Origin of the sequence: Streptomyces gobitricini (assembly GCF_039532985.1) — a bacterium.
Taxonomy (GTDB): domain Bacteria; phylum Actinomycetota; class Actinomycetes; order Streptomycetales; family Streptomycetaceae; genus Streptomyces; species Streptomyces gobitricini.
In genome coordinates this window covers 427,512-451,265 of record NZ_BAAASR010000018.1, presented here as the reverse complement: position 1 = coordinate 451,265, position 23,754 = coordinate 427,512, and the positions used below count along the sequence as shown (strand labels likewise).

Sequence of the window (23,754 nt, the reverse complement as noted above, 5' to 3'; positions counted from 1 at the left end):
CCGGGTACTCGTCGGTCTCCTACCGCACCATGTGCACCGGGAGAAGGCATGACCAGTGCCGCGACGCCACAGAAGCGCCCCGTGATCGTCGGCGTCGACCGCGGGCCGGGCCAGGACGAGCTCGTACGCTTCGCGGCCCGCGAGGCCGTCCTCCGGGGGTGCCCGCTCCACATCGCCCATGTCATCGAGCTGCCGCTGCCAGGAGGCTCTTCCTCCGACCACGAGGAAGGTGGCTCCGCCGCCGAGGCGGGGGCCCGGCTGGTGGAGCAGTACGAGCGGCTGGCCCGCGAGGAGTCCCCTTCCCTGCCCGTTGCCGGTGAGCTGCCCATGGGGCACGCGGCGGCCACCTTGACCGAACGTTCGGCGGACGCGACGCTGATCGTGCTCGGCCACCGGGGCAGCGGCGGGTCTCCCCGGCTTCCGCTCGGCTCGGTGAGCCGGCAGGTGGCGACGCACGCCGAGTGCCCCGTCGTGGTGACGCGGCCCTCCCACGGCGCGGAGCCGCCGGACGACCTTGTGGTGGCCGGCGTGGACCTGGACGAGGCTTCGCTGCAGGCCCTGGACATGGCGTACCTCGAAGCCGGTCTGCGGGGGGCGCGCCTGGACGTCATGCACTGCGCCGTTCATATCGCCACCTCATCCACCGGAGCGATCACCACGATGGCACCGGACTTCCCCGTCCCCAGAAGGGGCCCACAGGAGTTCTTCGAGGCGGAGATCAGCAAGCGGCGTGAGCGGTACCCCGACGTGGAGGTCGACCTGCGTATCGGCCATCCCCCGCCTGGCCGGCTGCTGACCGAAGCGTCCCGGAACGCCTCCCTGCTCGTCGTCGGTTCTCACCGGCGCACCGGGCTGCGCAGACTCCTGCTGGGATCGGTCAGCGGTGAGGTGCTGCACACCGCGCTCTGCCCGGTCGCTGTGGTCCCCGTCCAGGACGACGTCTGATCCGAGAACCGTCCGGGAGGCAATCCGGCCATGGAGCAGTGGAAGCAGTGGAAGCATTTGGAGAGGCACGACGGCTACCTGCCCATAGCCGACCACGGGTTGATCGGAGACGGGCGTGGCTCGGCCCTGGTGGGCCGCGACGGAGCGATCAGCTTCATGTGCGTACCGCGCTTCGACTCACCTCCTCTCTTCTGCGGCCTCCTTGACCGGCACCGCGGCGGTCGCTTCCTCGTCGCTCCGCACGATGTCCGCCGGAGCGTCCAGCGGTACGTGGACGACACCGCCGTGCTCGTCACGGAGACGCGCACGCCGACCGGTGCCGTGGAGGTCACCGACGCATTCGCTCTGCGTCCAGCGGCGCGGCTCGAAGTGAGCGGCCGGCCGGGAACGGGACAACTCCTGCGCTCCGCCCGGGTCACGCACGGCGAGGTGGACCTGCACGTGTCGCTGCACCCCCGCGGAGGCGGGCGGCTCACGCGCGCGCCCCACGGCTGGCACGTGGACCTCGCGCAGCGGCTGCCTGCCCTTCGCCTCGCCTGCTCGCATCCGCTGACAGGGCTCGACAGCACTGTCCGCCTCACCGCCGGGGAACGGCTCTCCCTCGTCCTCGACTGGGATCCACACGCCACGCCTCGCGCGGAACCCGACGCCGTGGAAGCGGCCTTGGCGCAGACCGCGAGGGTGTGGCAGCAATGGTCCGCCGACGTCGTGCACGCGGTACCGCAGCCGGAACTGGTGCGCCGCTCCGCCATCACACTGAAGCTGCTGGACCACATGGACAACGGCGCCATCGTCGCGGCCCCCACCTCCTCACTGCCCGAGTGCGTCGGTGGAGCACGTAACTGGGACTACCGCTACGCGTGGATCCGCGACGCCGCCTACGCGGTCTTCGCACTGCGCCGCATCGGTCTGCCGAACGAAGCCGGACGCTTCCTCCACTGGGTTCTGAGCACGGCCCGGTGGAAGGACCAGCCCCGGGTCCTGTACGACGTCGACGGCCGCGTCCCCGGTCCGGAGACGATCGACGAGGAGCTGGAGGGCTACCGCAACTCCCCGCCCGTCCGCTGGGGGAACGCCGCCTCGGAGCAAACACAGCACGACGTCTACGGCGAGATACTCGACTGCGCCTTGCAGTGGTCCGCCACCGGCGGCACGCTCGACAGCGACCTCTGGCGGCGCCTCACCGGTCTCGCACAGAAGGCGCGGACAGCGTGGAGCACACCCGACCACGGCATCTGGGAAGTACGGACCCCAGGCCGGCCGTTCACCTACTCCGCCGCCATGTGCCAGGTGGCGCTCGACCGCGCAGCCCGCCTCTCCCACCGCCTCGACCTGCCCGGAGACGCCGATACGTGGGCCAAGGAAGCACGTCGCCTCACCGAGCGCGTCCTGCACGAGGCGTGGGACGACGAAGCCGGAGCGATCACGGAGCACCTGGGCCCGGGCGGCGCGCTGGACAGTTCCCTCCTGGCGCTGCCGCTGAGGCGCGTCGTACCCGCCGACCACCCACGGATGACGGCCACGACGCGTGCCATCGCCGACCGGCTCGGCGCCGGCGAGGGCCTGCTCTACCGGTACCTCCCCGAGCATTCCCCTGACGGCATCGGCCAGCCCGAAGGCGCGTTCCTGCTGTGCAGCTTCTGGATGGTCGACAACCTCGCCGGGCAGGGCCGCATCGACGAAGCCCACCAGCTCTTCGACCGACTGTGCTCCTACGCCAACCCTCTTGGTCTGCTCCCCGAGGAGATCGACCCCACCACAGGGATGTTCCTCGGGAACTTCCCACAGGGGCTGAGCCACGTCGGCCTGATCTCCAGTGCGGTCGTCCTGTCACGCACCCTGCGTGGAGCCCGCCCGGAGCTGTCCACCCACGCGTGGTTCAGCTGACGGTGTTGTCGCCGGCCTGTCGGTCTCGCCCGGCGACGACCGGTGAGCCGGCGGTGCGCCGACCCGGCGGGGTTCACGGAGCAGCCGGAGCGGCGGACGCCGTGGAGCGTGTGTGACCGGACCGGACCGGACCGGAGCGGATGGTTCGGTGCCGGTGTGGCCGGCCGTGGTGGCGGGGAGGCGGCCGGCGGAGACGGCGGGGGACGCGCCGTGGCTCATCGCGCCGCGCCGGGTTCCCGGTCGGCGGCCCTGCGGTAGAGAGCCAGCCCGGGGGCCGTGGTGACGCCGTGCACGACGGTGCTGGCGGCGACGACCAGTGTTCCGGCGGCCAGGACGAGGGGGTCCGCCCCCAGCCGGTGGGCCTCCATGGTCAGGTAGAAGAGCGCCGAGACGCCGATGGGGCCGAACCAGCCCAGGAAGACGGCGTCCCGCCAGGTCAGGGAGAGCGGCCGCTTGAGCGCGAGCAGGACCGGCAGCCGACGCAGCAGCAGCACGCCCAGGACCAGCAGCAGTGCCCGCCACCATCCCAGCTCGCCCCACTCTCGCCAGGGGATCATCGCTCCAAGGACGGTGAACAGCGGCAGGACCATGAGGCGGTTGACCGCCTCGTCGATCTTGTTCTCGTCGGCTCGTTCGCTCGCCGAACTCGTGGCGTTGAAGGCCAGACCACAGACGAAGACCGCCAGGATGCCGTCCAGACGCAGCAGCCCCGACGCGCCGAGCACGACCAGGGCCAGCAGGAGCGTGTAGATCAGCAGGGGGCCGGACTCGATGGTGCGGCGTTCCTCGGCGTGGCGCAGCGTCTTGCCCCCCATCCATCCGGCCGCCATCCCGAAGGCGACCGCGCCCAGCACCTGCCACAGGGATTCCAGCAGTGCCTCCGTGCCGGTGAGGGGCCCGGCGATGGCCACGGCGGCGAGCACCAGGGGCAGTGCCAGACCGTCGTTGGCGCCCGATTCGAGAGAGAGGAGCTGCCTGGTCCGGGCGGTGATGGCCTTCTCGGCGGGTTCGCCGGTGACCACGCTGGAGGCGAGGACGGGGTCGGTCGGGGTCAGGGCGGCTCCCAGCAGTGCCGCCGCGCCGAGGCCGATGCCCAGGGCGGCGGCCGACACCGCCGTGGTGAGGAGCGCCATCCCCAGCATGGCCACGCCGAGAAGGACGGCCACCGGCCTGATCCGTGACCGGACGGCTCCGATCGGGTAACGAAGGGCCACGGCCATCACGGAGATCGCCAGCAGGATGCGGGACACCTCGTGCAGCTCTTTGTGCCCCTCCACCACTGTCGGCAGGTCGATGACCCCGAGTACGGCCGGACCGAAGACGATCCCGGTCACCAGGGCCAGCAGCGGGCCGCTCAGCGGTACCCGTTGGATGAGCGCGGAGAGCGCCGCCACGACGAGGGCGAGGGCACCGGCAACGGTCAGCAGAGTGTCCACCATGCCTCCCGGCTTCCCCTTTTCGGCCACAGGCATGTACCACCCCGAAGCCCGATGCCCCGGACGGCCCAGACCGGGTGACACCCGGCGAAGAGCACTCAGCTCGGCGGGAAACGAGCCCTGCTGCGGCCCCGTGGCCGACCGGCCCCTGGCACCCCCGCCTCGGCGCGACGGGGACGGGGCGGGAGGCGACAGGCTGCGGGCCGCGCCCGGCGACCCGCCACCCCTCGTCCGGCCCGCGTGCCGGAGGGCGTCTCACCACTGACGTACCCGAGGCAGCGGCCGGAACCGAGCCGGCGTCGTCCTCAGCGGGTGCGTGTGAACGACTCCCGTCGCAAGTGGCGGGGGCGGCTGGACGGGATGGCCACGGCGGCGGGCCGTCCGGCTCGCCGCCGTGTTTGCCTCGTGCTCGGACCATCCCGCAAACTTCCCCTTTGCGGTGGATCAGTTGGGAGGCGCGCGCATGTGTGGTGACACGGCCCGGCACGTCGGAGCAGCCGGGATAGACCACCGCCGCGAGCGCCGAGGGGACTTGAGGAGCAGTCAGTAAAAATCAGTAAAACAGGTGATTGGGCCCGGAAGGTGTCGGGCACTCGCGTCTTCGTCAGGAACCGCACCGATCGAGTGAAAGGAGCAGTCATGGCTGCGTCCAACAACTCCGGCAACTTCGCCAACGACCCGCAGCGCGCTTCGGAAGCGGGCCGCAAGGGCGGTCACGAGAGCGGCGGCAACTTCGCCAACGACGCCCAGCGCGCGTCGGAAGCGGGCCGTAAGGGCGGCCACGAAAGTGGCGGCAACTTCGCCAACGACCCGCAGCGCGCTTCCGAAGCGGGCCGCAAGGGCGGTCACGAGAGCGGCGGCAACTTCGCCAACGACGCCCAGCGCGCTTCCGAAGCGGGCCGCAAGGGCGGTCAGCACAGCGGGGGCGGTAACCAGTAACGCTGCCGATTCTCGGAACGGCGTAAGCGTGCCGCACGGGTCCGGCCCTCTCGCAGGGGGCCGGACCCGCTCCCTGTTTGCCCGCAGCCATGCGCAGCGGGCTGCTGCCGTGTCCGGCCAGGTGTGCCGGAGTGATGACCGGGTATCCGGACGCGGTTGACGAGTAGTGGCAGCGATGTGAAGGGAGTACCGGTCGTGCTGATGGCCCACCCTGCGGTGCTGACCAACCTGATCGAACAGTACGAGACACTGAGCGCGCTGCACGCCGAGAAGGCGTCCAGTCCGGAAGTGCGTCAGCGCATGGAGGACATCTCCTACACGCTGTGCGTCGCCACCGGCACCCGTGACATTTCCAGTGCCTTGGGCGCTGCTCGACAGCACATTGCCCGCTCGGTACCGAGTGGTGCCCCACTTCCGGCTTGAGCATCAGCGGCACTCGCACCGAGTAGCCCACCGCGCGGGCACCGCCGGCTCACCGGGCCCGCCGGGGCGGTCGCTGGACCGCCCCGACTGCTCACGGAACCTCCCGGGGCGTGCCCGGGTGACCGTTCCGTGCGGCCGAACCCATACGACGTGGGATATCAGCATGAGCAACGGCGCCTGGGGTAGAAGCACGGCGGTGGTCAGGAAGCGGCCCCTCCCGTCAGGCATGCCCTCAGGAGAATCGTTGCCGTTTCCTTGCTACCGGCTGAACATCGATCACGTCGTGATCGAACTGCACGAGGTGATCGACTTCCACGCGGAGGATGCCGCCGAACGGGAGCTTCGCACGGTGATGTCACACTCCGGCGCCCGCACGGTGATCATCGACGTGCATAGCCCATTGGTCACCGCCGGGCTGGTCAACGTGCTGCTGCGGGTCCACCGTGCCGCTCGGGGCGGGGGAGTCGTGCTGTGCGTCGTGGCCCGTCGGCCCCTGGCCCGTAAGGTTTTCCGCATCTCCCAGGTCTGCCGGATCCTGCTCGTGGCGGCCACACTGCCCGGCGCCATGGCCTTGGCCCGGGGCTGCCGTCCGGTCGTGGCCCGGGCCCCGCGTTCCGCCCACGGCGCCCGGGACCAGTGAGGGCCTTGCCCGCTCCCGGCCGCCGGCCGCCGTTCCCGTACCTCAGGCCCGGGGGCGGGCGCTGCGGAAGAGCCGTGCGGTGGATTCGCCCGCTCAGGGCTCCGGGGCGGTGGCTGCGCTGGCCGCTCTGGCCGCGCACCCACCGCCCCGGAGCCCGGAAGCGTGTCCGGGCAGCTGTCAATGCTGCTTGCCGCGCCCGGTGAGCATGTCGCGGACCCGGTCGACCATTCCGGCGCCCGGAGCGAGGATCTTGTTGAGAGGCGGGGTGTCGGGGGCGGAAGGATGCGGGCGGGTCGGCGCGGTCTCTTTGGACCGGCGCACCTTCTCGCCCAGCTCATTGAGCATGTCGGCCGGGCACACCTCGGCCAGCAGACGGAACAGGCGGGCTTCTTCGTCCCTGACGTGCTCGGTGACCGACGTTTTCAGCCGGGTGATCAGAGTGTCGAACTGCGCGTCGCCCGGCCGGCAGCCCTCCAGCTCCTTCAGGAGACGCTCCACTTCGCTGTGGTCGGCGATCTCCTTGTCCGCCAGGTCGTCGCCACCGTCCACGTACCGGCGGACCACCGGGTACAGGTGCTGTTCCTCGGCGACCGAGTGCCGGATCAGCTCCATGGTGAGCCGGTCGGCGAGGACCCGGCGTTCGGGGTCGTCCGCGGCGCGCGTCTCGATCTGCTCGAACAGCGTGTCCACTTCCCGGTGGTCCGCTGTGAGCTCCTCGATGACGTTTCCTCCATGGCCCATGTCTCGGGGCTCCCTTCCGTTCCGTTCAGGGTTTGCGTCACTGTGGTGGTCGCCGTATGCCGGTGCCCCCGGCCCGGCGGCTGTATGAGCCCCGTCGGTGCCATGGACGTGGCGTACGGCCGGTGGCCGCACGGCGCACGACCCCTGGTTCCGCGCAGCCCGGCCGAGCGGCGCCGAGTGCGCCGGAACCGGGCGGCTCTTCCCAGGGCAGGAAGGCCGCCCGGCCATGTCGCGAGGCCGGCTGCCGGCGCGCAACTGCGGACGCGCCCTCGTCGGACGTCACCCGCCGCAGTCGCTCGGTACGCGGCTGGGACCGCTTCGGCTCAACGCGTGGTGGGCGTCGTGCGGCGGGTGAGGAGAACGCCAAGAGCGATCATGCCGACGCCGAGGACGAAGTGCAGCCAGTTGTCGGCCATGTTGACCGGGATGAAGTTCGCGGCGCTGTCACGGTCGATGATCAGGCCGTAGATCCACAGAATCAGGTAGATCACACCGCCGCCGACGAGGAAGTTGCGAGCAGACGGCGCGGTGCGGGCCATCGCGATGCCGGCGATGCCGAACAGCAGGTGGACGATGTTGTGCAGGATCGAGACCTGGAAGATCCCCAGAAGCTTGGCCTCGGAATGGTGCTCGGCGAACTTCATGGTGTCGTAGTCGGTGGTGATGCCGGGGATGAAACCGAGGATGCCGACCAGGAGGAATACGGCGCCGACGGCGAGCGCGGCCTGCTGCACCTTGGTACGGCCGGTTCCGGGGCCGGCGTGATGAGTCGACATGATGGTGGTCCCTTCGGAGGATGTGGGCGGCCGGGGGCCGCGCAGGATAACCGCTACCTCTTTAGGTGCTGTTTACCCCGTCTTTCGTCATTCAGCGCGCCGAACGATTTCCGTCCGCTGTGCCGAGCGCATCTCGCGAAGCCGGTGATTTCGGTGTTCCGGGCGTCATAGAGCCGCTGCTGCTCGATCTGTGCTCTCCGCAATCCAGGAAGAAGCGGATCCCGTCGTATGGGCCGGACGGGTGAGAAAGGGTCGGACCCCGACCTGTTCCTCGGCCTTTTGTTTCCGGTACAGCTTCCCTGCCTGCCAATACCGGGGCCGGCGAGTCGGAAGAAGGTCCGGTCGGGGTTCAGTCGCCGTCCTGCCCGGGGACTACGACGACGGGGCATTCGGCTGTGTGCAGTACCTCGCCACTCACCGAGCCGAGAAGCAGCCTCTTCACACCGGAACGGCCCCGGGACCCCACAATCAGGAGGGCCGCGTCGCGGGAAGTCTCCGCCAGGAGCGTCGCAGGCCTGGTGTGCTCTATGCGCAGGTCCACCTCGACCGACGGATAACGGTCGCGTCGCCGGGCGATTTCCTTTTCGAGGAACTCCCTCGGCTCGTCGTCCAACGCGGCAAAGTCCGGCGGCACCATCCCGATCGGGCCGGTGGGGACCATGCCGGCGTGGTGGAGGCCGTGAACGACTTCCAGTCGTACGCCCAGCAGGCCGGCCTCCCGATAGGCGAAGTCCAGCGCCTCCAGCGAACCGTCGGTGAGGTCCGCGCCGACGACGACACGACGGTCCGGAGGACCGCTGGTGCCGCCCGGGCGGACCACGGCCACCGGGCAGCGGGCATGGGTGGCGACCTGCCAGCTGACGGAGCCGAGCGGCAACCGCGGGAACCCGCCGCTGCCACGGTGTCCCACCACGAGGAGGCCGGCCTCCCCGGAGCGTTCGATCAGCACCGCCGCGGCGCTTCCCATGGGAAGTTCACCCGTCACGGAAAGACCGGGGAACTCGGAGCGCACCAGGTCCTCGTACCGTTGGACCAGCCGCGCACCGGCCTCAGCGGCCAGGTCCCTTTCCCGGCTGTCCGTCGTGGAACCGCCTGGCAGCGGGTACCGGATCGCATGAGCGATCCGCAATTGGCTGCCACGGTGCTCCGCCTGCCGCGCGGCGAACCGCACGATCTCCTCTTGGCGCGGGCCGTCGTCGACGCCCACGATGACGGGCTGGTCGTCCGCGGGCATGGCGTTCGGCATTGGCGCTCCCCTTCGCTCAGCGTTCCGTTCCGACCGTCGCGTGGCTCCCGTGGCGAGTACCCGCATCCGGCGTACGTGAACAGCGGAGGAGGCGCTGGTAGCCGGGCCGAAACGGAGCCGACCGCCCGCTGCTGCGGCGTCCGGTCAGCGGAAGGGCCTGCGCCGACCCAGGAATGCGGTCGTGCGCCGCCCTCCACGACTGGTCGGCCTGTCGCCGGATCGCCCGGTGCGGGTCCGCGCGGCCACGAGGGCCGGAGGGCGCGTCACGCGATGCCCGTCAGCCCCTCGCTGTGCAGGATGGTTCGGGCCTGCTCGGCGTGGCCGTCGCGGGCGACGAGGTCGTAACGGGAGGCGGCCAGGGCGCGTGTGGACGAGAAGTCACGTCGGCCACCGGTCGCGGCATGACCGGCCCAGCCCAGTGCGGCACCCCACAAGGCGCCGAAGAGCAGCCCGCCGAGCACCAGCCCCAGCCAGGCCGGGCCCGGTGTGAACAGGCCAACGAGCAAGCCGATGAGCAGACCGAACCAGGCACCTCCGGCGGCCCCCGCGGCCGCGGCCCGTCCCTTGGTGAGCCGTCCCGTCACGTGCTCCACCAGCCGCAGATCGGTGCCGATGATGTCGAGGTGCTCCACCGGAAAACCTTTGTCCGACAGCCGGTCGACCGCGGCCTGCGCCTCTTCGTAGCTGTCGTAGCCCGCCACCTTGTTCCAGGCGAGGTGGGCGGGGCTCGGGGGGTTCGGCTCGATCTCAGGCATATCCAGTCCTTTCTCGCTCGACGCTTGGGTTCCCTTGATAGTCGACGGCATGCACGGATCGCGCCTGTCCGCTGTCATGGCCGCCCCACCTCATCCGGTGGCGCGCCGGGTGGCGTCCGGCTGTGGCTGCCCACGAAATAGGCGCCGAAGGCGCCGGCCAAGGAGGCGAACACCGTGACGGCGTAGAGGGACAGTACGAGTTCGATGAGCTTGCCGTAGGCGGTGGTGGCTCCGGTCGGCTCGCCGCTGATCGCCATCAGCGCCGTGGCGTGAAGGGTGCCCGCGAACGACTCGGCCGGGCGGTCGAACTCGTAGAGCAGTTCCCCCGCGGCCACCACGACGATCACCGTGATCATGCCCAGCCATGCCACTCGGTCGCTGAGCAGCCGCCCCGCCGACCGCGAGGACCGCACGGTGGAGGAGAGCACCCGGCCGGTGCGCAGGAGGCGGAGCGAGCGCATCAGGCGGAGCACCCGCAGGAACGGCAGGACCAGGAAGATCACCTGCCACCAGTTGCGGCGCAGGAACCTCCCCCGGTGCTCCGCCAGGCCCAGACGGGTGAGGAACTCGGCGACGAAGGCGGCCCACAGCAGCCACCCGGTCACCGTCATGGCGGTCTGCATCGCCGTTCCGGGCCTGGCCATGCGCTCGCCGACGACGACGAGGAGGAACAGCAGGCCCAGGGCGCTCATTACCGGCGTGAGCCGGTCCAGCAGTTCCTGGGCCAGGCGCTCACGCTCGGAATCCCGCACGGAGTTCCGCACGGAGTCCTGTCCGGAAGTTCGCCCCACGTCAGCAGTCCACCGCTCAGTTCGCCTTTCACACGTCCACGCTCGTCGCCCGGCCACATGCCCGGGGTGACGGGCGTCATGCCCGGCTCACGCGGGATCGAGATGAGAACGCCTGACGTTGTCGAGAGCGGTACCGGAGCCGTACTGGGAGCGGGGAATCACACTGAAACTGCCGTCTGTTTCCAGCACCACGGCCTGCACGTCCTCCACGGCGCCGACCCCTTGGGCCCGGATGGCCTGCCTCATCTCGTCCGGTGCCACTCGCTGGGCCTTCATCGCATCACGCAGCATGCGGCCCTGATACAGCAGTACGGTCGGCTCGGCCTTCACCAGACGCCGCACTCCACCGGAGCGGACCGACGCCCAAGCGGTGAGGAACTGCAACGCCACCAGCATGCCCAGGGCGGCGGCGCCTTCCAGCAGCGCCACCTGGCGATTGAGCAGAATCGTCGCCAAGGTCGAGCCCAACGCCACGGTGACGACCAGGTCGAAGGCGTTCATTTTCGACAAGGCCCGCTTGCCGGACGCACGGACCGCGGCGATCAGGATCAGGTAGGCGAGGCCCGCCATGACCAGAACACGGAGGAGGTCATCCCAGGAGTCGAAGAGCATGTCCCACTGCTACCCCCTGGAACGGCCGTCCGCACAGGACGCCCGTCCGCCCACCGGTCTGCCTCGTGACCCGGCGGGGCGTCTGCCTAGTGGACCCGGCGGGGCGCCCGCTCCCACGCGGAGAGCGCGGGACAGGCGGGAACCGCGCGGAGCGCCGTCCCCCGCCTGTCCTGGCGGCCGGCTCACCCGTCGATCAGGGCTGAGCGCCGCGGGTCATGGACCGATCAGCGTACTGGCCCGCGCGGAAAGGGGTAGGGCGGGTACGTGTAGCCCATGCCCCAGAACGGGGTGTAGCCGTAGTGGGAGTACACCCGGTCGAAATAGTCCTCTTCCTCGACCAGGTCGGGGTCATACGCCGGGGCGTCCGTCACCTGCTTCTGGGACCGGTCGATGAACACACGGTCGTCGCTGATCCGCGTGACGGCGTCCACGGGGATGAAGGTCTTTTTCTGTCCGAGCCCCAGGAAGCCGCCGTGCTCGACGAGCAGGAAGCGGACCTTGCCCTCCTCGTCGTCGATCAGCAGATCGTCGATCTTCCCGAGATCCTCGCCGTCAGCGGCGGTCACGGTGCGGCCGCGGATGTCGTCCTCCGCGACGGCGACCGTCTGATCGGAGTCACTCAGCTTGGTGAGTGTGGGTATGCGGGCATTGCTCATGAGGCCCTCCTCGGTGGGCTCGGAGGCGTTCGCATGTCGCGTCTCGCTCCGGCCTGCTGGTTGGGTGTCCTGTGCCGCGTGCCCAGAACAGCGAGCGTCACTCGTCCGCCGGAACGCCCCCGGTACCCCCGGGCGGCGTGACCGGCCCTGTCGGCATCCGGGAGCAGCATCGCGGTTGGCCCGCCCCGGTGTGGATACCCGTCCGTCGAGTGAGGCAAGGAGACGTCGCCATGCCGCCGCTTCGCGCTGCTTCACGTGGAAGTGGCGCGGGGATGGGAGAGCCGTAGGATGCGCTGCTTTGAATGCCATCGGTCCGGAGCGGACGAGGTGGCCGAGGCGGTCTGCTGTCAGTGCGGTGTGGCCGTGTGCCGGCAGCACGCGCGTATCGAGAAGCAGGAGCTGCACAAGGACGCCGGGCTGGGCAAGAGCACCCATGCGTTGTCGGCCCGGCGGGTGGTGTGTCCGGTGTGCGCCAGGGCTGAACACAGTCCCTAGGACTCCGATCCTGTTCCCCACGCGGTGCCGGGTCGCGTTCCGCGTCAGCTTTCGCTTGTACCGGACAGCCGATGACGCGACGCGACGGAGAAGAGGAGCCCCGCGACGACGGACCCCACCGCCCCCGCCACCAGGTCCGCGACCGTATCGTCATAGCCGACCCGCATGGACGCGGGTGCCACCTGCTCCACTACCCACTCGTAGATCTCCCACAGGGCGGCGGCCGCAAGCCCGAGCATGGTGATCCAGAGCGTCAGGACCCGGACGGGCAGACGACGGGACGCGGCCCGCAGCTCCTCCCCGCTCACGCGCAGGAACCCGAACAGCACGACGATGGAACCGCTGCCCGTGAGAGCGAAGTGCACCGCTGTGTCGAGGTGCGTCACCCGCGCGTACCAGTGGCTCACGTCGGCCCACATGCCCAGGAGCACCAGGGAGATGAGCGCGGCCTCGTACGGCTTCGGTGTACCGGTCCACGCCACGGCGGCAAGCAGGACCAGGCCCAGCAGAAACCGCAGCCCGGCAGCCCACTGGCCTTGTACCAGGAAGTACACGGAACTGGCGACGAAGCCGAGACGGATCAGTGCGCACACTCCGGCGGCGGTGGCGCCCCGCGCTTCCGGAGCGGTCCTAGCCATGCGACGTCACCGACGTACGGCGCGGCCCGAGGCGCGGACGCCGCCGCGCCGCACGCGCCGGAGACGTGAACGACATCCGTACGGCTCCCTACGTCGATGAGGCAGTCCCCACGCCACGCCGCAATCCTGTCGCAGAGCCGGCCCGATCGCACCCGGCCCCGGAGTGCGGCGGGAACCGGGTCCGGCGGCGAACTGGTGGCCGAGTGTCCGGCCGTCCGTTCGTGGCACTGCGCTAGCCTGAAGTGATGGCTCAGGAAGAAGAAGCTCCGTTGGTCGTGGTGATGGGCGTGTCAGGCTCCGGCAAGACGACAGTCGGGCAGTCCCTGGCGCAGTCCCTGGACGTACCTTTCGCAGAAGCGGACGACTTTCACCCACCGGAGAACGTGGCCAAGATGCGGGCCGGGATCGCCCTGGACGACGAAGACCGCGCCCCCTGGCTCGTCACCATCGCGGAGTGGCTGCTCGAGCAACGCCCACGAGGCGGGGTGATCACCTGCTCGGCACTCAAACGGCGCTATCGCGAGCGCCTGGCGGCGGCGGCCCCTTCTGTCTTCTTCATCCACCTGCACGGCTCGGCGGAGCTCATCGCCCGACGTATCAACGCGCGTCGAGGGCACTTCATGCCGGTGTCCCTCCTCCAATCGCAGTTGGACACCCTGGAGCCGTTGGCCGCCGACGAACGAGGAGCGCTCGTCCCCGTCAGCGGTACGGTTGAGGAGACCACACGACTGGCTCTCGCCGCCGTACGGCAGCGGTAGGCGTTCGGCTCGCGCCGCCGACGGTCCTGGTGGGCGCCGCGCCGCCGAGGGCGAGACGCGCGCTTCTCGTCGGCGGTCGACGAACATGGCCGGGCGACAGGAGACGGGCGACGTGCCTCGCCACCCCCGCGGCGTGATCCCGCGCGGGGAGACCTCGGCTCGCCGTCGGGACGGGCACTTGCCCGGACCGTCGCGGCGTCGGCCACAGGACCCGTGGCGGAAGACCGGAGGACGCCAATGCCGCGGCTGATCACTTTTGGTCACAGCACGGTCGGCCGGCCCCTGTTGGCGGCCCTGCTGCGCCGGGCCGGTGTCGAGGCCGTCGTGGACGTCAGAACCGCCCCCGGCAGCCGCCGCGACCCGGACCTGTCCCGACAGCGGCTCGCCCAGTGGCTGCCCGAGGAGGGCATCGCGTACCGGTGGGAGCAGCATCTGGGCGGCTTCCGCAGACCGTCGCCGGACTCGCCCGACACGGTCTGGCGCAACACGTCCTTCCGCGGCTACGCCGGTCACACCCGCACACCCCAGTTCGTCACCGCCATGGACCGGGTGCTGCGTCAGGCGGCACAGGAACGGACCGCGGTGATGTGCAGCGAAGCGGTGTGGTGGCGGTGCCACCGGCGTCTCATCGCCGATTTCGCCGTTCTCGCTCGCGGTGTGCCCGTCGACCACCTCATGCACGACGATCGCCTCACGGCGCACTCCCCGACACCAGGAGTGCGCCTCCGGGCGGACGGTCTTCTTGTCTACGACGACGAGGGTTCAGCACCGTCGTGACTGGCACGAACGCCACCACCCCGCGGCCGCCCGTGCCGACGCGGGGCGCACGCGTCCACGGCGCGGGCCCGTCGGCCGACCGGTGGGCCCAGGCGCGTGGTGAGGACCCGTCAGTCGGTATCCGACAGCTCGACATCGACGGGGCGGATACCACGGAAGGCCTGACGAAGATCCAGAAGGTGAGAAGCTGACCGTAGACTTGTGCACTTGTCGCCGCCGCACACAGAACTGGCTTTCCCAGGCCAGCAACTTGGGGGTACGCCTATGGACTGGTCCATCTCCGTGATCGGACTGGGTCTCGTCCTGGTGGCGTTGCGCGACCTGTTCCACACCCTGTGGCACCCGGCCGGCCGCGGCGGTCTCAGCACGCTCGTCATGAACGCGCTGTGGCGCTCGTCCAGGCGAAGGACCACTCCTGGACGGATCGCCGCGGTGGTGGGACCGGCCGCGATGGTCTCGGTGATCCTGACCTGGACCTCCATCGTCATCGCCGGCTGGACGCTGATCTACTGGGCCCACATGCCCGACGGCTTCGCCTACAGTCCCGGCCTGGATCCCGCACAGCGAACAGACCTGCTCGACGCGCTCTATCTGTCCCTCGTCGCGCTCGCCACCCTCGGTTTCGGCGATATCGTCCCGGTCGCCGGCTGGCTCCGCGTCGCCGTGCCCATCCAGGCCCTGATCGGGTTCGCCCTGCTGACGGCGGCGGTCTCATGGGTGGGACAGATCTATCCGGCGCTGACTCGCAGGCGGGTCCTGGCGCTCCGCCTCGCATCGCTGCGGGCCGCACGAGAAGCCACGGGCTCGAAGGACGAGGCGTTCGCCGCCGTACTGCTGGAGAGCCTGGCCGTCGAGATCATCCACGTGCGAACCGACCTCAGCCAGCACGCCGAGACCTACTACTTCCACGACGGCGAGGACAGCACGTCCCTGGCCGCCATGATCAGTTACGCCGCGGACCTCGCCGTCGAAGGCCAGCTGTCGCAAAGGGCCGATGTGCGTACGAGCGCGGCCATGCTCGCCAACGCCCTGGAGGGCCTCGCAACGGTCCTCGATCGGCAGTTCCTCAAGACCAAGGGGCACACTGAGGAGATCTTCGCCGCCTACGCACGCGACCACGGTCACGTCCCGGTCCGGGCCTGAGCCGCGTCCTCCGCGCTCGGGCCGCCCCGTGCTTTCAGTCCTGCGCCGCAGCCGGGACGACTCCCACGGGACACTCCGCCGTGTGCAGCACCTCCGCGCCGACCGAGCCGAGCAGGAACCGGCGCAGCCCGGTACGTCCGCGCGAGCCGACGACGAGCAGGGAGGCCTCGCGCGCCCACTCCACCAGGGCGTCCGCCGGCCGGCCCGGCACCACGTGGGCCTCCGCTTCCACCCGCGGGTACCGGCGCGTGTACCGGGAGATCTCCTGGTGGAGGACTTTCATCGCCGCGTCATGGACGGTGTCGGTTTCCGGCAGGGGCTCGACCGGCCCCGGAGGTACCAGGCCGAAGACCGGGGGCACCACTCCGGCCGGCCCAGGAGGTGCCAGGCGCACGTCGTCCGCGTACACCAGGTGGAGAGCGGCCCGGTGACGGTCGGCCTCCTCGTAGCCGAGCTCCACCGCCTCCGCGCAGATCTCGTTGACGTCCACCCCGATCACCACCCGGCCGTGCGGCCGCCGGCCGGCCTTTCCCGGGCGGATGACGATGACGGGGCACTGCGCGTGCGTGGCGACCTGCCAGCTGACCGAACCCAGGGGGAGGCGCGGAAAGCCGCCGCTGCCCCGATGGCCCAGCACGATCAGTGAAGCCTCCGTGGAGCGCTCGATGAGCGTGCCGGCCGGGTGTCCGATGGGCAGCTCACCGGTCACGGTGAGGCCGGGGAATTCGAGCCGGACCAGTGCCTTGAGGTCGTCCACCGCCGCGGCGCCGTGCGACGCGGACTCCGGCGAACGGGCACGGCTGTCGGCCGGGGCCAGGAGGGGGAGGGCGTGGATGATCCGCAGTTCGGCGTTGCGCACGGCAGCCTCCCGGGCCGCGAACCGTATGACCGCGTGCCGGCTCGGGTCGTCGTCGACCCCCACCATGACCGGCTTGGGGTGATCACGTCGTGTGCTCATATGTCCACCTTCGCTGATGAACGCCGACGGAGCCGTGCGCTGCCCGCGTCCCCGGACCGGAAGGAATTCATCCGGGATCGGGGGCGTCCGGGGCCCGTGCCACCGCGACGGGGCACTCGGCCGTATGCAGGACCTCCGCGCTCACGGATCCGAGGAGGAGCCTGCGCAGGCCGGTGCGACCGCGGGAGCCGACGACGACCAAGGAAGCACCGCGCGAGGCCCGGACGAGGAGTGTCGCGGGACGGGTGCGCTCGACAAGCAGGTCGGCCCGGACCGCCGGATACCGGTCGCGCCGCCGGCTGATCTCCTTCCTGAGGAAGTCCCGGGCTCCCTGGTCCAGGCCTTCGAAATCCGGTGGCACCATGCCGACGGGGCCGGTGGGCGCCGTTCCGGGGCTGTAGGCACCGTGGACGAGTTCCAGACGAGCACGGCGCAGGCCGGCCTCCACATAGGCCAGGTCCAGTGCCGCGAGGGAGGCGTCCAGGCAGGCGTCCTGGGGGTCCACGCCCACGACGACGCGACTCTCCCGGGGGGCCGCGACCACACCGGGACGGACCACGATCACGGGGCAACGCGCGTGCGTGGCGACCTGCCAGCTGACCGAGCCCAGTGGCAGCCGTGGGAAGCCGCCGCTGCCGCGATGGCCGATCACGATCATCTCCGCGTCCTGGGACCGCTCGACCAGTACGGCGGCCACATGCCCGAACGGCAGCTCGCCCGCGACGGCAAGTGCGGGGAAATCGGCCCGTACGAGGTCCTCGTACCGGCGTACGAGGCGGGCCCCCACGCTCGCGGCCGGGTCCTCCCCGCCACCGGCCGGCGCACCGCGTATGCCCGTCGGCGGCGGCCGGGTCGCGTGGGCGACCCGCAGGGGGCACTGGCGGAGTTCCGCTTCACGTGCCGCGAAATGAACCAGGTAGTCCTGGCCAGGTCCCTCATCCACACCGACGACGACCGGCCTGCCCCGGCAGGGTACGGCGCTGCTCATGAGTACTCCCGACAGGTCGCTCCGGTGAACGGTGCTGGTACGGGCCCGGGCACGTACCGAGTACCCGGGTGGGGCGGAGGGAGACATCCCGTCCACGGAACGGAGCGTCGGCCGGGGAGCCGGCGGAACGAGGCGCGGCGGGCCGTCCCCGAATCGCCGACCCCTCCGCCTCGCGGGCGAGCAGGGGGCCGGCCCCCGCGCCACGGACCGGCGCGGCGGAGGGCGGGCCCTGGGCGGGGCCGCCCCGCGCTCGTGGACCACGCGGGTGAGCCGCTCGTATCGGCGGGTGATCCCGCCCATAAGACGGGTACCGGCGTGAGCATGCCCCTGTCGATTGAACTGCTGCCCGAGTCCACCCTGCGCGATGTGATCGGTCTGCTGGTCAGAGTGGTGGAGTCGGCTGGGGCATTGATTATTTTCATCGGGGCCATGTGGGCGTTCGCCCAGTTCGTGCTCGCCGGGACGCGCGGTCGCGGCGGCCGGCGGGTGGCCGGCTTCAACCGCATCCGTCTCAGCCTGGGACGTTTCCTCGTCCTCGGGCTCGAGTTCCAGCTCGCCGGTGACGTCCTGCGCACGGCCGTGGCGCCGAGCTTCGCGGAGATCGGGCAACTGGCGGCCATCGCCGCGATCCGTACCGCGCTCAACTACTTTCTCGGCCGGGAGATCGCCCGCGAACGGGCCGAACTCCACGAGGACGACCGCGAGGACAACCGCGACGGCAACAAGGCCGCCACTCCGTGACCGCCTGGCTGCACACGGCGGCCCTGCTGACGACGGCGGCGGGGTTGCTGAGCGCCTGCGTGGCGTACTTGTCCACCAAACAGGTACGCGTCTCCCTGGGCCTGCTGCTCGACTTCCTCACCGCTGCCGGACTGATCAGGCTCGCGGACGAACCATCGTGGGGCAGCATCGCCGCCGCGGCGGCCGTGATCGGCATCCGCAGACTGGTCGCGACACGTCTCGGCCGGCCCGGGGCCGGCACGTCGGGGCACAGGTGACGAGCGGGCAGACCGGACGAACGAGCGAACGAGAGAGGCGGACGACCGATGCGTGCGTTGACCGTACGACCCGGACAGAAGAACTCACTGGAAGAGCGGCAGCTGGCCGACCCGTCGCCGGCGGACGGGGAACTGCTGGTACGGGGCTTGACGGTGGGTGTGTGCGGGACGGACCGGGAGATCGCGGGGGGCGAGTACGGATGGGCCCCGCCGGGCCGTGACTGGATCGTCCTCGGGCACGAGTCACTGGGCCGGGTGGAACAGGCCCCTCCCGGTAGCAGGTTCTCGGCCGGTGATCTGGTGGCCGGGGTGGTGCGCCGACCGGATCCCGTGCCCTGCGGCGCCTGCGCCCAGGGCGAGTTCGACATGTGCCGCAACGGCCGCTACACCGAGCGCGGCATCAAGGAGATCGACGGCTACGGCGCCCAGATGTGGTGCGTGGAGCCCGACTACGCGGTGAAGCTGCAACCGCACCTCGAACATGTCGGCGTGCTCATGGAGCCCACCTCGGTCGTGGCCAAGGCATGGGAGCAGGTGGAGCGTATCGGCGGACGCTCCTGGTTCGAGCCGCGGCGGGTCCTGGTCACCGGCGCCGGGCCGATCGGCCTGCTGGCCGCCCTGCTGGGCGCACAGCGCGGGTTGGAGGTTCATGTCCTGGACCGCGTGACCGAAGGGCCGAAGCCCGCACTGGTACGGGATCTGGACGCCGAGTACCACACCGACGATGCCGCACAGGTGATCGGCGACGTGTGCCCGGACATCATCATCGAGGCCACCGGAGCCGCCGGCCCGGTGTTCGCCGCGCTGACCGGGACCGCCTCGTACGGGGTGGTGTGCCTGACCGGTGTATCACCGGCCGGCCGGCGCGTCACCGTGGACGCCGGCACCCTCAACCGCGACATCGTGCTGGAGAACGACGCCGTGGTCGGGTCCGTCAACGCGAACCTGCGGCACTACCGGCAAGCCGCGGACGCGCTCGCGAAGGCCGACCTGACCTGGCTGGAGCGCCTGATCACCAGGCGGGTGCCCCTGGAGCGCGCCACCGAGGCGTTCGAGCAGCAGCCGGACGACGTCAAAGTCGTCATCGACCTGTAGGCGCCGCCCCCGGAAACGGCCCGGCGAGAGGACTGCTCACGCGTGGGCGCCCCGCCTCCGTCGGGGGCGCCCACGCGCTCGGCTCATGTGTGGCGTCCGGCCCGTCACCGCTCTGCCACGGCCGACGGGGACCACCGGCGGGCCATGGGCACGGCCGCCGGGCCGCCGGGCCGCCGGGAAGGGCGTCCGCGCGTCTTCCTCGCGATGCCGGTGGCGCTCCCTCGTCAGACGCGTGCCACCCTTGACGGTCACGCGTCACGAAAGCAGCGGCGCGTCAGAACGGGGGAGGGGCCATGGCGGAGCGGGACACGGTCGAGCGGTATCTGGAGGGGTACGCACGGATCCTGGCCGGTGCCTGCGCCACCGGCCGGAGGCTGACCCGGGACGAGCTGGAGGAACTGCGGGCACAGGGGGAGCGGGCGGCGAAAGCCGGCGTCGGGTTGCGGCGAGTGGTCCGTGCCCACCTCGCCGCGGCCCAGGATGTCCGCACGGACTTGCGGGGCGCGGCCGCCGACCACCTGCTGGCCGCCGTCGAACAGGCCGTCGACGCCTTCGCGGAAGGGCACGAGCGGGCTCAGCGGCTCGCGATCCGTCAGCAGGAGGCGGCGCGGCGGGAATTCATCGACGACCTGCTCCACGGCCGCAGCCACCTGGGCCGCCTCGCCGAACGGGCGGAACGCTTCGGCCTGGTGCTCTCCCACGCGCACGCGGTCGCGGTGGCGCAGGGGCCGGAGCCGTACGACGACGGCTTCCCGGTCACCCGGACCGTGGAAGCGTCCCTCACCGCCCGCTTCGGGGACCGCCGGATCCTGCTCACCACCAAGAACGGCCGGCTGATCTGCGTCGCGCCGGGCGATCAGTCCGACGTCCTGACCTTCTTCGCCAAACAGGCACACGCGGCGACGGACGGGGGCCGGGTCGCCATCGGCCGCTCCCACTCGGGCGTCGGCGGGGTGGTCCACTCCTACGAGGAGGCGCTCAACGCCTTGGAGCTCGCCGAGCGCATGCAGTTGGAGGACCCGGTCCTGCGGGCCACGGACCTGCTTGTCTACCCGGTCCTCACGCGTGACCGCCAGGCGATGGCCGACCTCGTGCTGAGCGTCCTGGGGCCCCTCCGGCAGGCCCGGGGCGGCCCCCAGCCGCTGATCGACACGCTCACCGCGTACTTCGACACCGGTTGCGTGGCAGCGGAAGCGGCCCGGCGGCTCTCCCTGAGCGTACGGGCGATGACGTACCGGCTGGACCGGATCCACCAGCTGACGGGCGCCGACCCCGGTGACCCCGTCCACCGCTACACCCTCCAGACCGCGGTCGTCGGCGCCCGGCTGCTGGACTGGCCCGCCCAGGAGTTGTGACGCGGTCGGCGCAGCGGGGCGGCCACGCCCACGGTCTCGACGCGCCGGACCACCTATCTCCCCGGCTCGCGGGCTGCTTCCCGGGCGGACTCCAGGGCGCCCAGCACCCATGGCACATGCTCCTTGGCCGTGACGACGAACACCGGAGTCCCGCCGTCCCGGCACTCCACGACCAACCGGTCGCCGTAGTTCCCGCCGCCCGGGTCCGTCCGGTACGGCGGGCGGACCCGCTGGGGAACCAGGGTGCGGGGGACCGCCCGGCGGGCGAACGCGCCGGTGGGGTCGGGGGTCGTCGCCAGCAGGCCGGGGCCGACGACCAGGTAGCCGCCCCCATGAGGGGGGCTGTAGGGCACGTCTCCGAGTACCGCGCCCGGGACGCACTGTTCCGCCTCCGGTACGGCCGGGACCACGTGCACCGTGTCGTCGCCCCTGCGCCGGTACACCGACGCGGTCACGGCGTACGCGGCCGGGACGGGAAGCGCGGCCGCCGCGAGGAGGAGCAGCGCGGCCGGGACGTCGTCGGTCAGCCACGGCACCGCCGCTCCCGCGACCGCCAGGTAGAGAGCTCCGATCAGGGCCACCCCGACCTGCCACGGATACGTTCTGCGGGAGGCCGCGGAGTGGCGGGCCCACCAGTACGCCACCCACAGGAAGCCGGTGCCGTACATGCCGAGCCCCAGGCCCCCGGCGAGGAACAGCCGGTAGGAGCCCCGCGGGTCCGCGTACGTGTACCGGCGCCCGTCCGTGAAGTCGACGTACCGGATCTGCCCCTGCCAGTACGTGACCCGGACGCGACTCCCGGACCAGGCGGTCGGGGACGACGGCGGGGACCCCGCGAGCCGCGTCCTGGCCGGCGTGCCGTCCGCCTGGGTGACGTACAGCCAGAAGTTCGGAGTCCGGCTCCGCCCGGCGCGTTCGGTGTGGCCGACCCGGGCAGGCACCGTGCGCAGGCACTCGTCGGACCCGGCCGGTGCCGTGCAGGCGGCCGCGGCCTCGAACCGGCGTTCCTCCTGGAGCGCGCCGGGCACGCGGAACAGCAGCCACGCCGCCACCAGGATGAACACGATCCCCAGGGCGGCGGACGGGAGGACCGGGCGCTTCGCCGCGGAGCGTGGAACGTCGGCTCGCCGGGACAAGGGGTACTCCTGTGAGAAGGGGCCTGTCTGTACTCGAAGCTGGTCCTCATGGACATCCGCCCGTTCTTGGTGGACATCCGCCGGTCCGCGCCGGGTCACTGACCGCTGACTTCGATCCTGCCGTTGTCGCCGGGTGCCTCGGCCGGAGCGGCCTTCGGCTCCCCGGCCGTGCCGGTGAGGCCCTGAAGCAGTTGTGCCAGGTCAACGCCGGTGGTGGAGCTGAGCAGTTCCATGCCCTGGGCCACGTTGTTGGCGACCGTACGCGGAAGCTGACCGGCGCCGTCGGTCGAGATGACGGTCAACTTGTCGATGGCACCCAGCGGTTCGGCGGCCTTGGCGACGACCTCGGGGAGGACCTCGACGAGCATCTGGAGCACGGCGGCATCGCCGTACTCGGCGAACGCGTCGGCCTTCTTCCGCATGGCCTCCGCCTCCGCGGCCCCCTTCACCGCGATCGCGGCAGCCTCGGCCTCACCCTCGATCCGGGTGGCGTCGGCGAGCGCGGCGCGGTGCGCCTTCTCACCCTCACCGGTCAGCCGGGCGCGCTGGGCCTCGGCCTCGGCCTCCTTGACCTGGGCGATACGACGAGCCTCGGCCTCCTGCTCGGCCTGGTAGCGCGCCGCGTCGGCGGGCTTGCGGATCCTGGTGTCGAGCTCGCGGTCGGTGAGCGCCGCCTGCCGCTCGGCCACCTTCTCCTGCTGGCTGAGGATCTCCTGCTGCCGGTCCGCCTCGGCGAGCGGCCCCGCGGCGGCCGCCTTCGCCGTCGCCTCGTCGGTCTCGGCCTTGATCTCGGCCTGCTTGAGCGCGAACGTCCGCTGGGCGATCGCGATCTCCTCCTCGGCCTTCAGCCGTGCCTGCTCCGACGCCCGGCGGGCCACGGCCTCCGCGATGTCCGCCTCCTGCTTGGCGCGCGCCGCCTCCGGACGGCCGAGGTCCTCCAGATAGGAGCCCTCGGTGGTGATGTCCTGGATCTGGAACGCGTCCAGGACCAGCCCCTGGCCGGAGAGGCTGGCCTCCGCCTCCTCGGCCACCTGGCCCGCGAATGCGGCCCGGTCGCGGATGATGTCCTCGACCGACATCCGGCCCACGATGGAGCGCAGGGCGCCCGACAGCACTTCCTGGGTGAAGCCGACGATGCCGTCCTGCTGCATCAGGAAACGCTGGGCGGCGGCGCGGATGGAATCCTCGGTGCCGCCGACCTTGACGATCGCCACACCCTCGAGGTTCACCTTGACCCCCCGCAGGGTGACCGCGCCACGGACGGCGATGGGGATGTGCCGGGAGGACAGGTCGAGCGTGAACTTCTGCTGTACGAAGGGGACGACGAAGACCCCGCCGCCGACGACGACCTTCTGCCCGCTGTTGTCGGTGATGACCCGGCCCGTGTCGGGGTCGGTGGACCGCTTGCCGCGGCGGCCCGTGACGATGAACGCCTCGCTGGGCCCGGCGACCTTGTAGCGGGTGATCACGACAAGGGCGAGCAGGACAAGGAGTACGACGACCCCCACCACTGCGGTGACGACTGGACTCATGAGCATCCCCTTCTGTCCCTACGGGGACGACAGG

Annotated in this window: 26 protein-coding genes; 13 read left to right on the top strand and 13 right to left on the bottom strand. The window is 71.0% G+C overall.

Annotated elements, in window-relative coordinates; translation table 11 throughout:
- Positions 1-48: 48 nt before the first annotated feature.
- Together ABD347_RS17420 and ABD347_RS17415 are read left to right on the top strand one after the other, a co-directional pair.
- Positions 49-945, top strand: a complete 897-nt coding sequence (locus ABD347_RS17420; protein WP_344362096.1) for a universal stress protein — start codon at positions 49-51, stop codon at positions 943-945.
- Between the two features lie 30 nt (positions 946-975).
- Positions 976-2,832, top strand: a complete 1,857-nt coding sequence (locus tag ABD347_RS17415; protein ID WP_344362094.1) for a glycoside hydrolase family 15 protein — start codon at positions 976-978, stop codon at positions 2,830-2,832.
- Positions 2,833-3,047: 215 nt separating this feature from the next.
- Here the strand turns inward: ABD347_RS17415 and ABD347_RS17410 are convergent, their stop codons facing one another.
- Positions 3,048-4,271, bottom strand: a complete 1,224-nt coding sequence (locus ABD347_RS17410) for a cation:proton antiporter domain-containing protein (RefSeq protein ID WP_344362092.1) — start codon at positions 4,269-4,271, stop codon at positions 3,048-3,050.
- A gap of 636 nt (positions 4,272-4,907) precedes the next feature.
- Here ABD347_RS17410 and ABD347_RS30685 point away from each other — a divergent pair.
- The 3 genes from ABD347_RS30685 (at position 4,908) to ABD347_RS17390 (ending at position 6,270) form a co-directional block, all read left to right on the top strand.
- A complete protein-coding gene (locus tag ABD347_RS30685) occupies positions 4,908-5,207 on the top strand; it encodes a con-10 family general stress protein (protein ID WP_425575677.1) in 300 nt (99 codons plus the stop codon).
- A gap of 195 nt (positions 5,208-5,402) precedes the next feature.
- Positions 5,403-5,630 carry a DUF5133 domain-containing protein gene (locus ABD347_RS17395; RefSeq protein ID WP_344362090.1) on the top strand — a complete coding sequence of 76 codons (228 nt, stop codon included), beginning with the start codon at positions 5,403-5,405 and terminating at the stop codon, positions 5,628-5,630.
- Between the two features lie 244 nt (positions 5,631-5,874).
- Complete coding sequence (locus ABD347_RS17390; RefSeq protein WP_344362089.1) at positions 5,875-6,270, top strand: STAS domain-containing protein; 396 nt, start codon at positions 5,875-5,877, stop codon at positions 6,268-6,270.
- Positions 6,271-6,447: 177 nt separating this feature from the next.
- Here the strand turns inward: ABD347_RS17390 and ABD347_RS17385 are convergent, their stop codons facing one another.
- From ABD347_RS17385 to ABD347_RS17355, 7 genes are all read right to left on the bottom strand, one after another.
- Entirely contained in the window at positions 6,448-7,011 is a 564-nt protein-coding gene (locus tag ABD347_RS17385; RefSeq protein WP_344362088.1) for a hemerythrin domain-containing protein, read from the bottom strand.
- A gap of 323 nt (positions 7,012-7,334) precedes the next feature.
- Entirely contained in the window at positions 7,335-7,787 is a 453-nt protein-coding gene (locus ABD347_RS17380; RefSeq protein WP_344362086.1) for a DUF4383 domain-containing protein, read from the bottom strand.
- Positions 7,788-8,136: 349 nt separating this feature from the next.
- Positions 8,137-8,994, bottom strand: coding sequence for a universal stress protein (locus ABD347_RS17375; RefSeq protein WP_344362084.1), 858 nt, complete (start codon positions 8,992-8,994; stop codon positions 8,137-8,139).
- 302 nt (positions 8,995-9,296) lie between these two features.
- Positions 9,297-9,788 (bottom strand): YflT domain-containing protein, encoded by a 492-nt coding sequence (locus ABD347_RS17370; RefSeq protein WP_344362082.1) that lies wholly within the window; start codon positions 9,786-9,788, stop codon positions 9,297-9,299.
- 74 nt (positions 9,789-9,862) lie between these two features.
- The gene (locus ABD347_RS17365) at positions 9,863-10,540 is read right to left on the bottom strand and encodes a hypothetical protein (RefSeq protein ID WP_344362081.1); all 678 of its coding nucleotides are present in this window, start codon (positions 10,538-10,540) and stop codon (positions 9,863-9,865) included.
- Between the two features lie 126 nt (positions 10,541-10,666).
- Positions 10,667-11,191, bottom strand: coding sequence for a DUF421 domain-containing protein (locus tag ABD347_RS17360; RefSeq protein WP_344362080.1), 525 nt, complete (start codon positions 11,189-11,191; stop codon positions 10,667-10,669).
- A 224-nt stretch (positions 11,192-11,415) separates the two neighbouring features.
- Positions 11,416-11,847 carry a PRC-barrel domain-containing protein gene (locus ABD347_RS17355; protein WP_344362078.1) on the bottom strand — a complete coding sequence of 144 codons (432 nt, stop codon included), beginning with the start codon at positions 11,845-11,847 and terminating at the stop codon, positions 11,416-11,418.
- Between the two features lie 288 nt (positions 11,848-12,135).
- Here ABD347_RS17355 and ABD347_RS17350 point away from each other — a divergent pair, with 288 nt between their 5' ends.
- Positions 12,136-12,342 carry a DUF2180 family protein gene (locus tag ABD347_RS17350; protein WP_344362076.1) on the top strand — a complete coding sequence of 69 codons (207 nt, stop codon included), beginning with the start codon at positions 12,136-12,138 and terminating at the stop codon, positions 12,340-12,342.
- Positions 12,343-12,386: 44 nt separating this feature from the next.
- Here the strand turns inward: ABD347_RS17350 and ABD347_RS17345 are convergent, their stop codons facing one another.
- A complete protein-coding gene (locus ABD347_RS17345) occupies positions 12,387-12,980 on the bottom strand; it encodes a DUF2238 domain-containing protein (protein ID WP_344362074.1) in 594 nt (197 codons plus the stop codon).
- 245 nt (positions 12,981-13,225) lie between these two features.
- Here ABD347_RS17345 and ABD347_RS17340 point away from each other — a divergent pair, with 245 nt between their 5' ends.
- The 3 genes from ABD347_RS17340 to ABD347_RS17330 all read left to right on the top strand — a co-directional run bounded on the left by ABD347_RS17340 (position 13,226) and on the right by ABD347_RS17330 (position 15,658).
- Positions 13,226-13,738, top strand: coding sequence for a gluconokinase (locus ABD347_RS17340; RefSeq protein ID WP_344362072.1), 513 nt, complete (start codon positions 13,226-13,228; stop codon positions 13,736-13,738).
- A gap of 237 nt (positions 13,739-13,975) precedes the next feature.
- Positions 13,976-14,515, top strand: a complete 540-nt coding sequence (locus ABD347_RS17335) for a DUF488 domain-containing protein (RefSeq protein WP_344362070.1) — start codon at positions 13,976-13,978, stop codon at positions 14,513-14,515.
- A gap of 264 nt (positions 14,516-14,779) precedes the next feature.
- Entirely contained in the window at positions 14,780-15,658 is an 879-nt protein-coding gene (locus tag ABD347_RS17330) for a potassium channel family protein (protein WP_344362068.1), read from the top strand.
- Between the two features lie 34 nt (positions 15,659-15,692).
- Here ABD347_RS17330 and ABD347_RS17325 read toward each other — a convergent pair whose 3' ends face one another.
- Positions 15,693-16,616, bottom strand: a complete 924-nt coding sequence (locus ABD347_RS17325) for a universal stress protein (RefSeq protein ID WP_344362066.1) — start codon at positions 16,614-16,616, stop codon at positions 15,693-15,695.
- A 67-nt stretch (positions 16,617-16,683) separates the two neighbouring features.
- Positions 16,684-17,604 (bottom strand): universal stress protein, encoded by a 921-nt coding sequence (locus ABD347_RS17320; protein WP_344362064.1) that lies wholly within the window; start codon positions 17,602-17,604, stop codon positions 16,684-16,686.
- Positions 17,605-17,925: 321 nt separating this feature from the next.
- On the opposite strand from ABD347_RS17320, the gene ABD347_RS17315 reads away from it, so the two are divergent.
- The 4 genes from ABD347_RS17315 to ABD347_RS17300 all read left to right on the top strand — a co-directional run bounded on the left by ABD347_RS17315 (position 17,926) and on the right by ABD347_RS17300 (position 21,052).
- Positions 17,926-18,345 (top strand): DUF1622 domain-containing protein, encoded by a 420-nt coding sequence (locus tag ABD347_RS17315; RefSeq protein ID WP_344362061.1) that lies wholly within the window; start codon positions 17,926-17,928, stop codon positions 18,343-18,345.
- Positions 18,342-18,602, top strand: a complete 261-nt coding sequence (locus ABD347_RS17310; RefSeq protein WP_344362058.1) for a hypothetical protein — start codon at positions 18,342-18,344, stop codon at positions 18,600-18,602. Before ABD347_RS17315 ends, ABD347_RS17310 begins: the two co-directional genes overlap by 4 nt.
- Before the next feature lie 48 nt (positions 18,603-18,650).
- Positions 18,651-19,697 carry a glucose 1-dehydrogenase gene (locus tag ABD347_RS17305; protein ID WP_344362057.1) on the top strand — a complete coding sequence of 349 codons (1,047 nt, stop codon included), beginning with the start codon at positions 18,651-18,653 and terminating at the stop codon, positions 19,695-19,697.
- A 293-nt stretch (positions 19,698-19,990) separates the two neighbouring features.
- Positions 19,991-21,052 (top strand): PucR family transcriptional regulator, encoded by a 1,062-nt coding sequence (locus ABD347_RS17300; RefSeq protein ID WP_344362055.1) that lies wholly within the window; start codon positions 19,991-19,993, stop codon positions 21,050-21,052.
- 53 nt (positions 21,053-21,105) lie between these two features.
- Here the strand turns inward: ABD347_RS17300 and ABD347_RS17295 are convergent, their stop codons facing one another.
- Together ABD347_RS17295 and ABD347_RS17290 are read right to left on the bottom strand one after the other, a co-directional pair.
- Positions 21,106-22,188: a hypothetical protein gene (locus tag ABD347_RS17295; RefSeq protein WP_344362053.1), complete on the bottom strand. Its 1,083-nt coding sequence runs from the start codon at positions 22,186-22,188 to the stop codon at positions 21,106-21,108.
- Positions 22,189-22,283: 95 nt separating this feature from the next.
- Complete coding sequence (locus ABD347_RS17290; RefSeq protein ID WP_344362050.1) at positions 22,284-23,720, bottom strand: flotillin family protein; 1,437 nt, start codon at positions 23,718-23,720, stop codon at positions 22,284-22,286.
- Between the last annotated feature and the right edge of the window lie 34 nt (positions 23,721-23,754).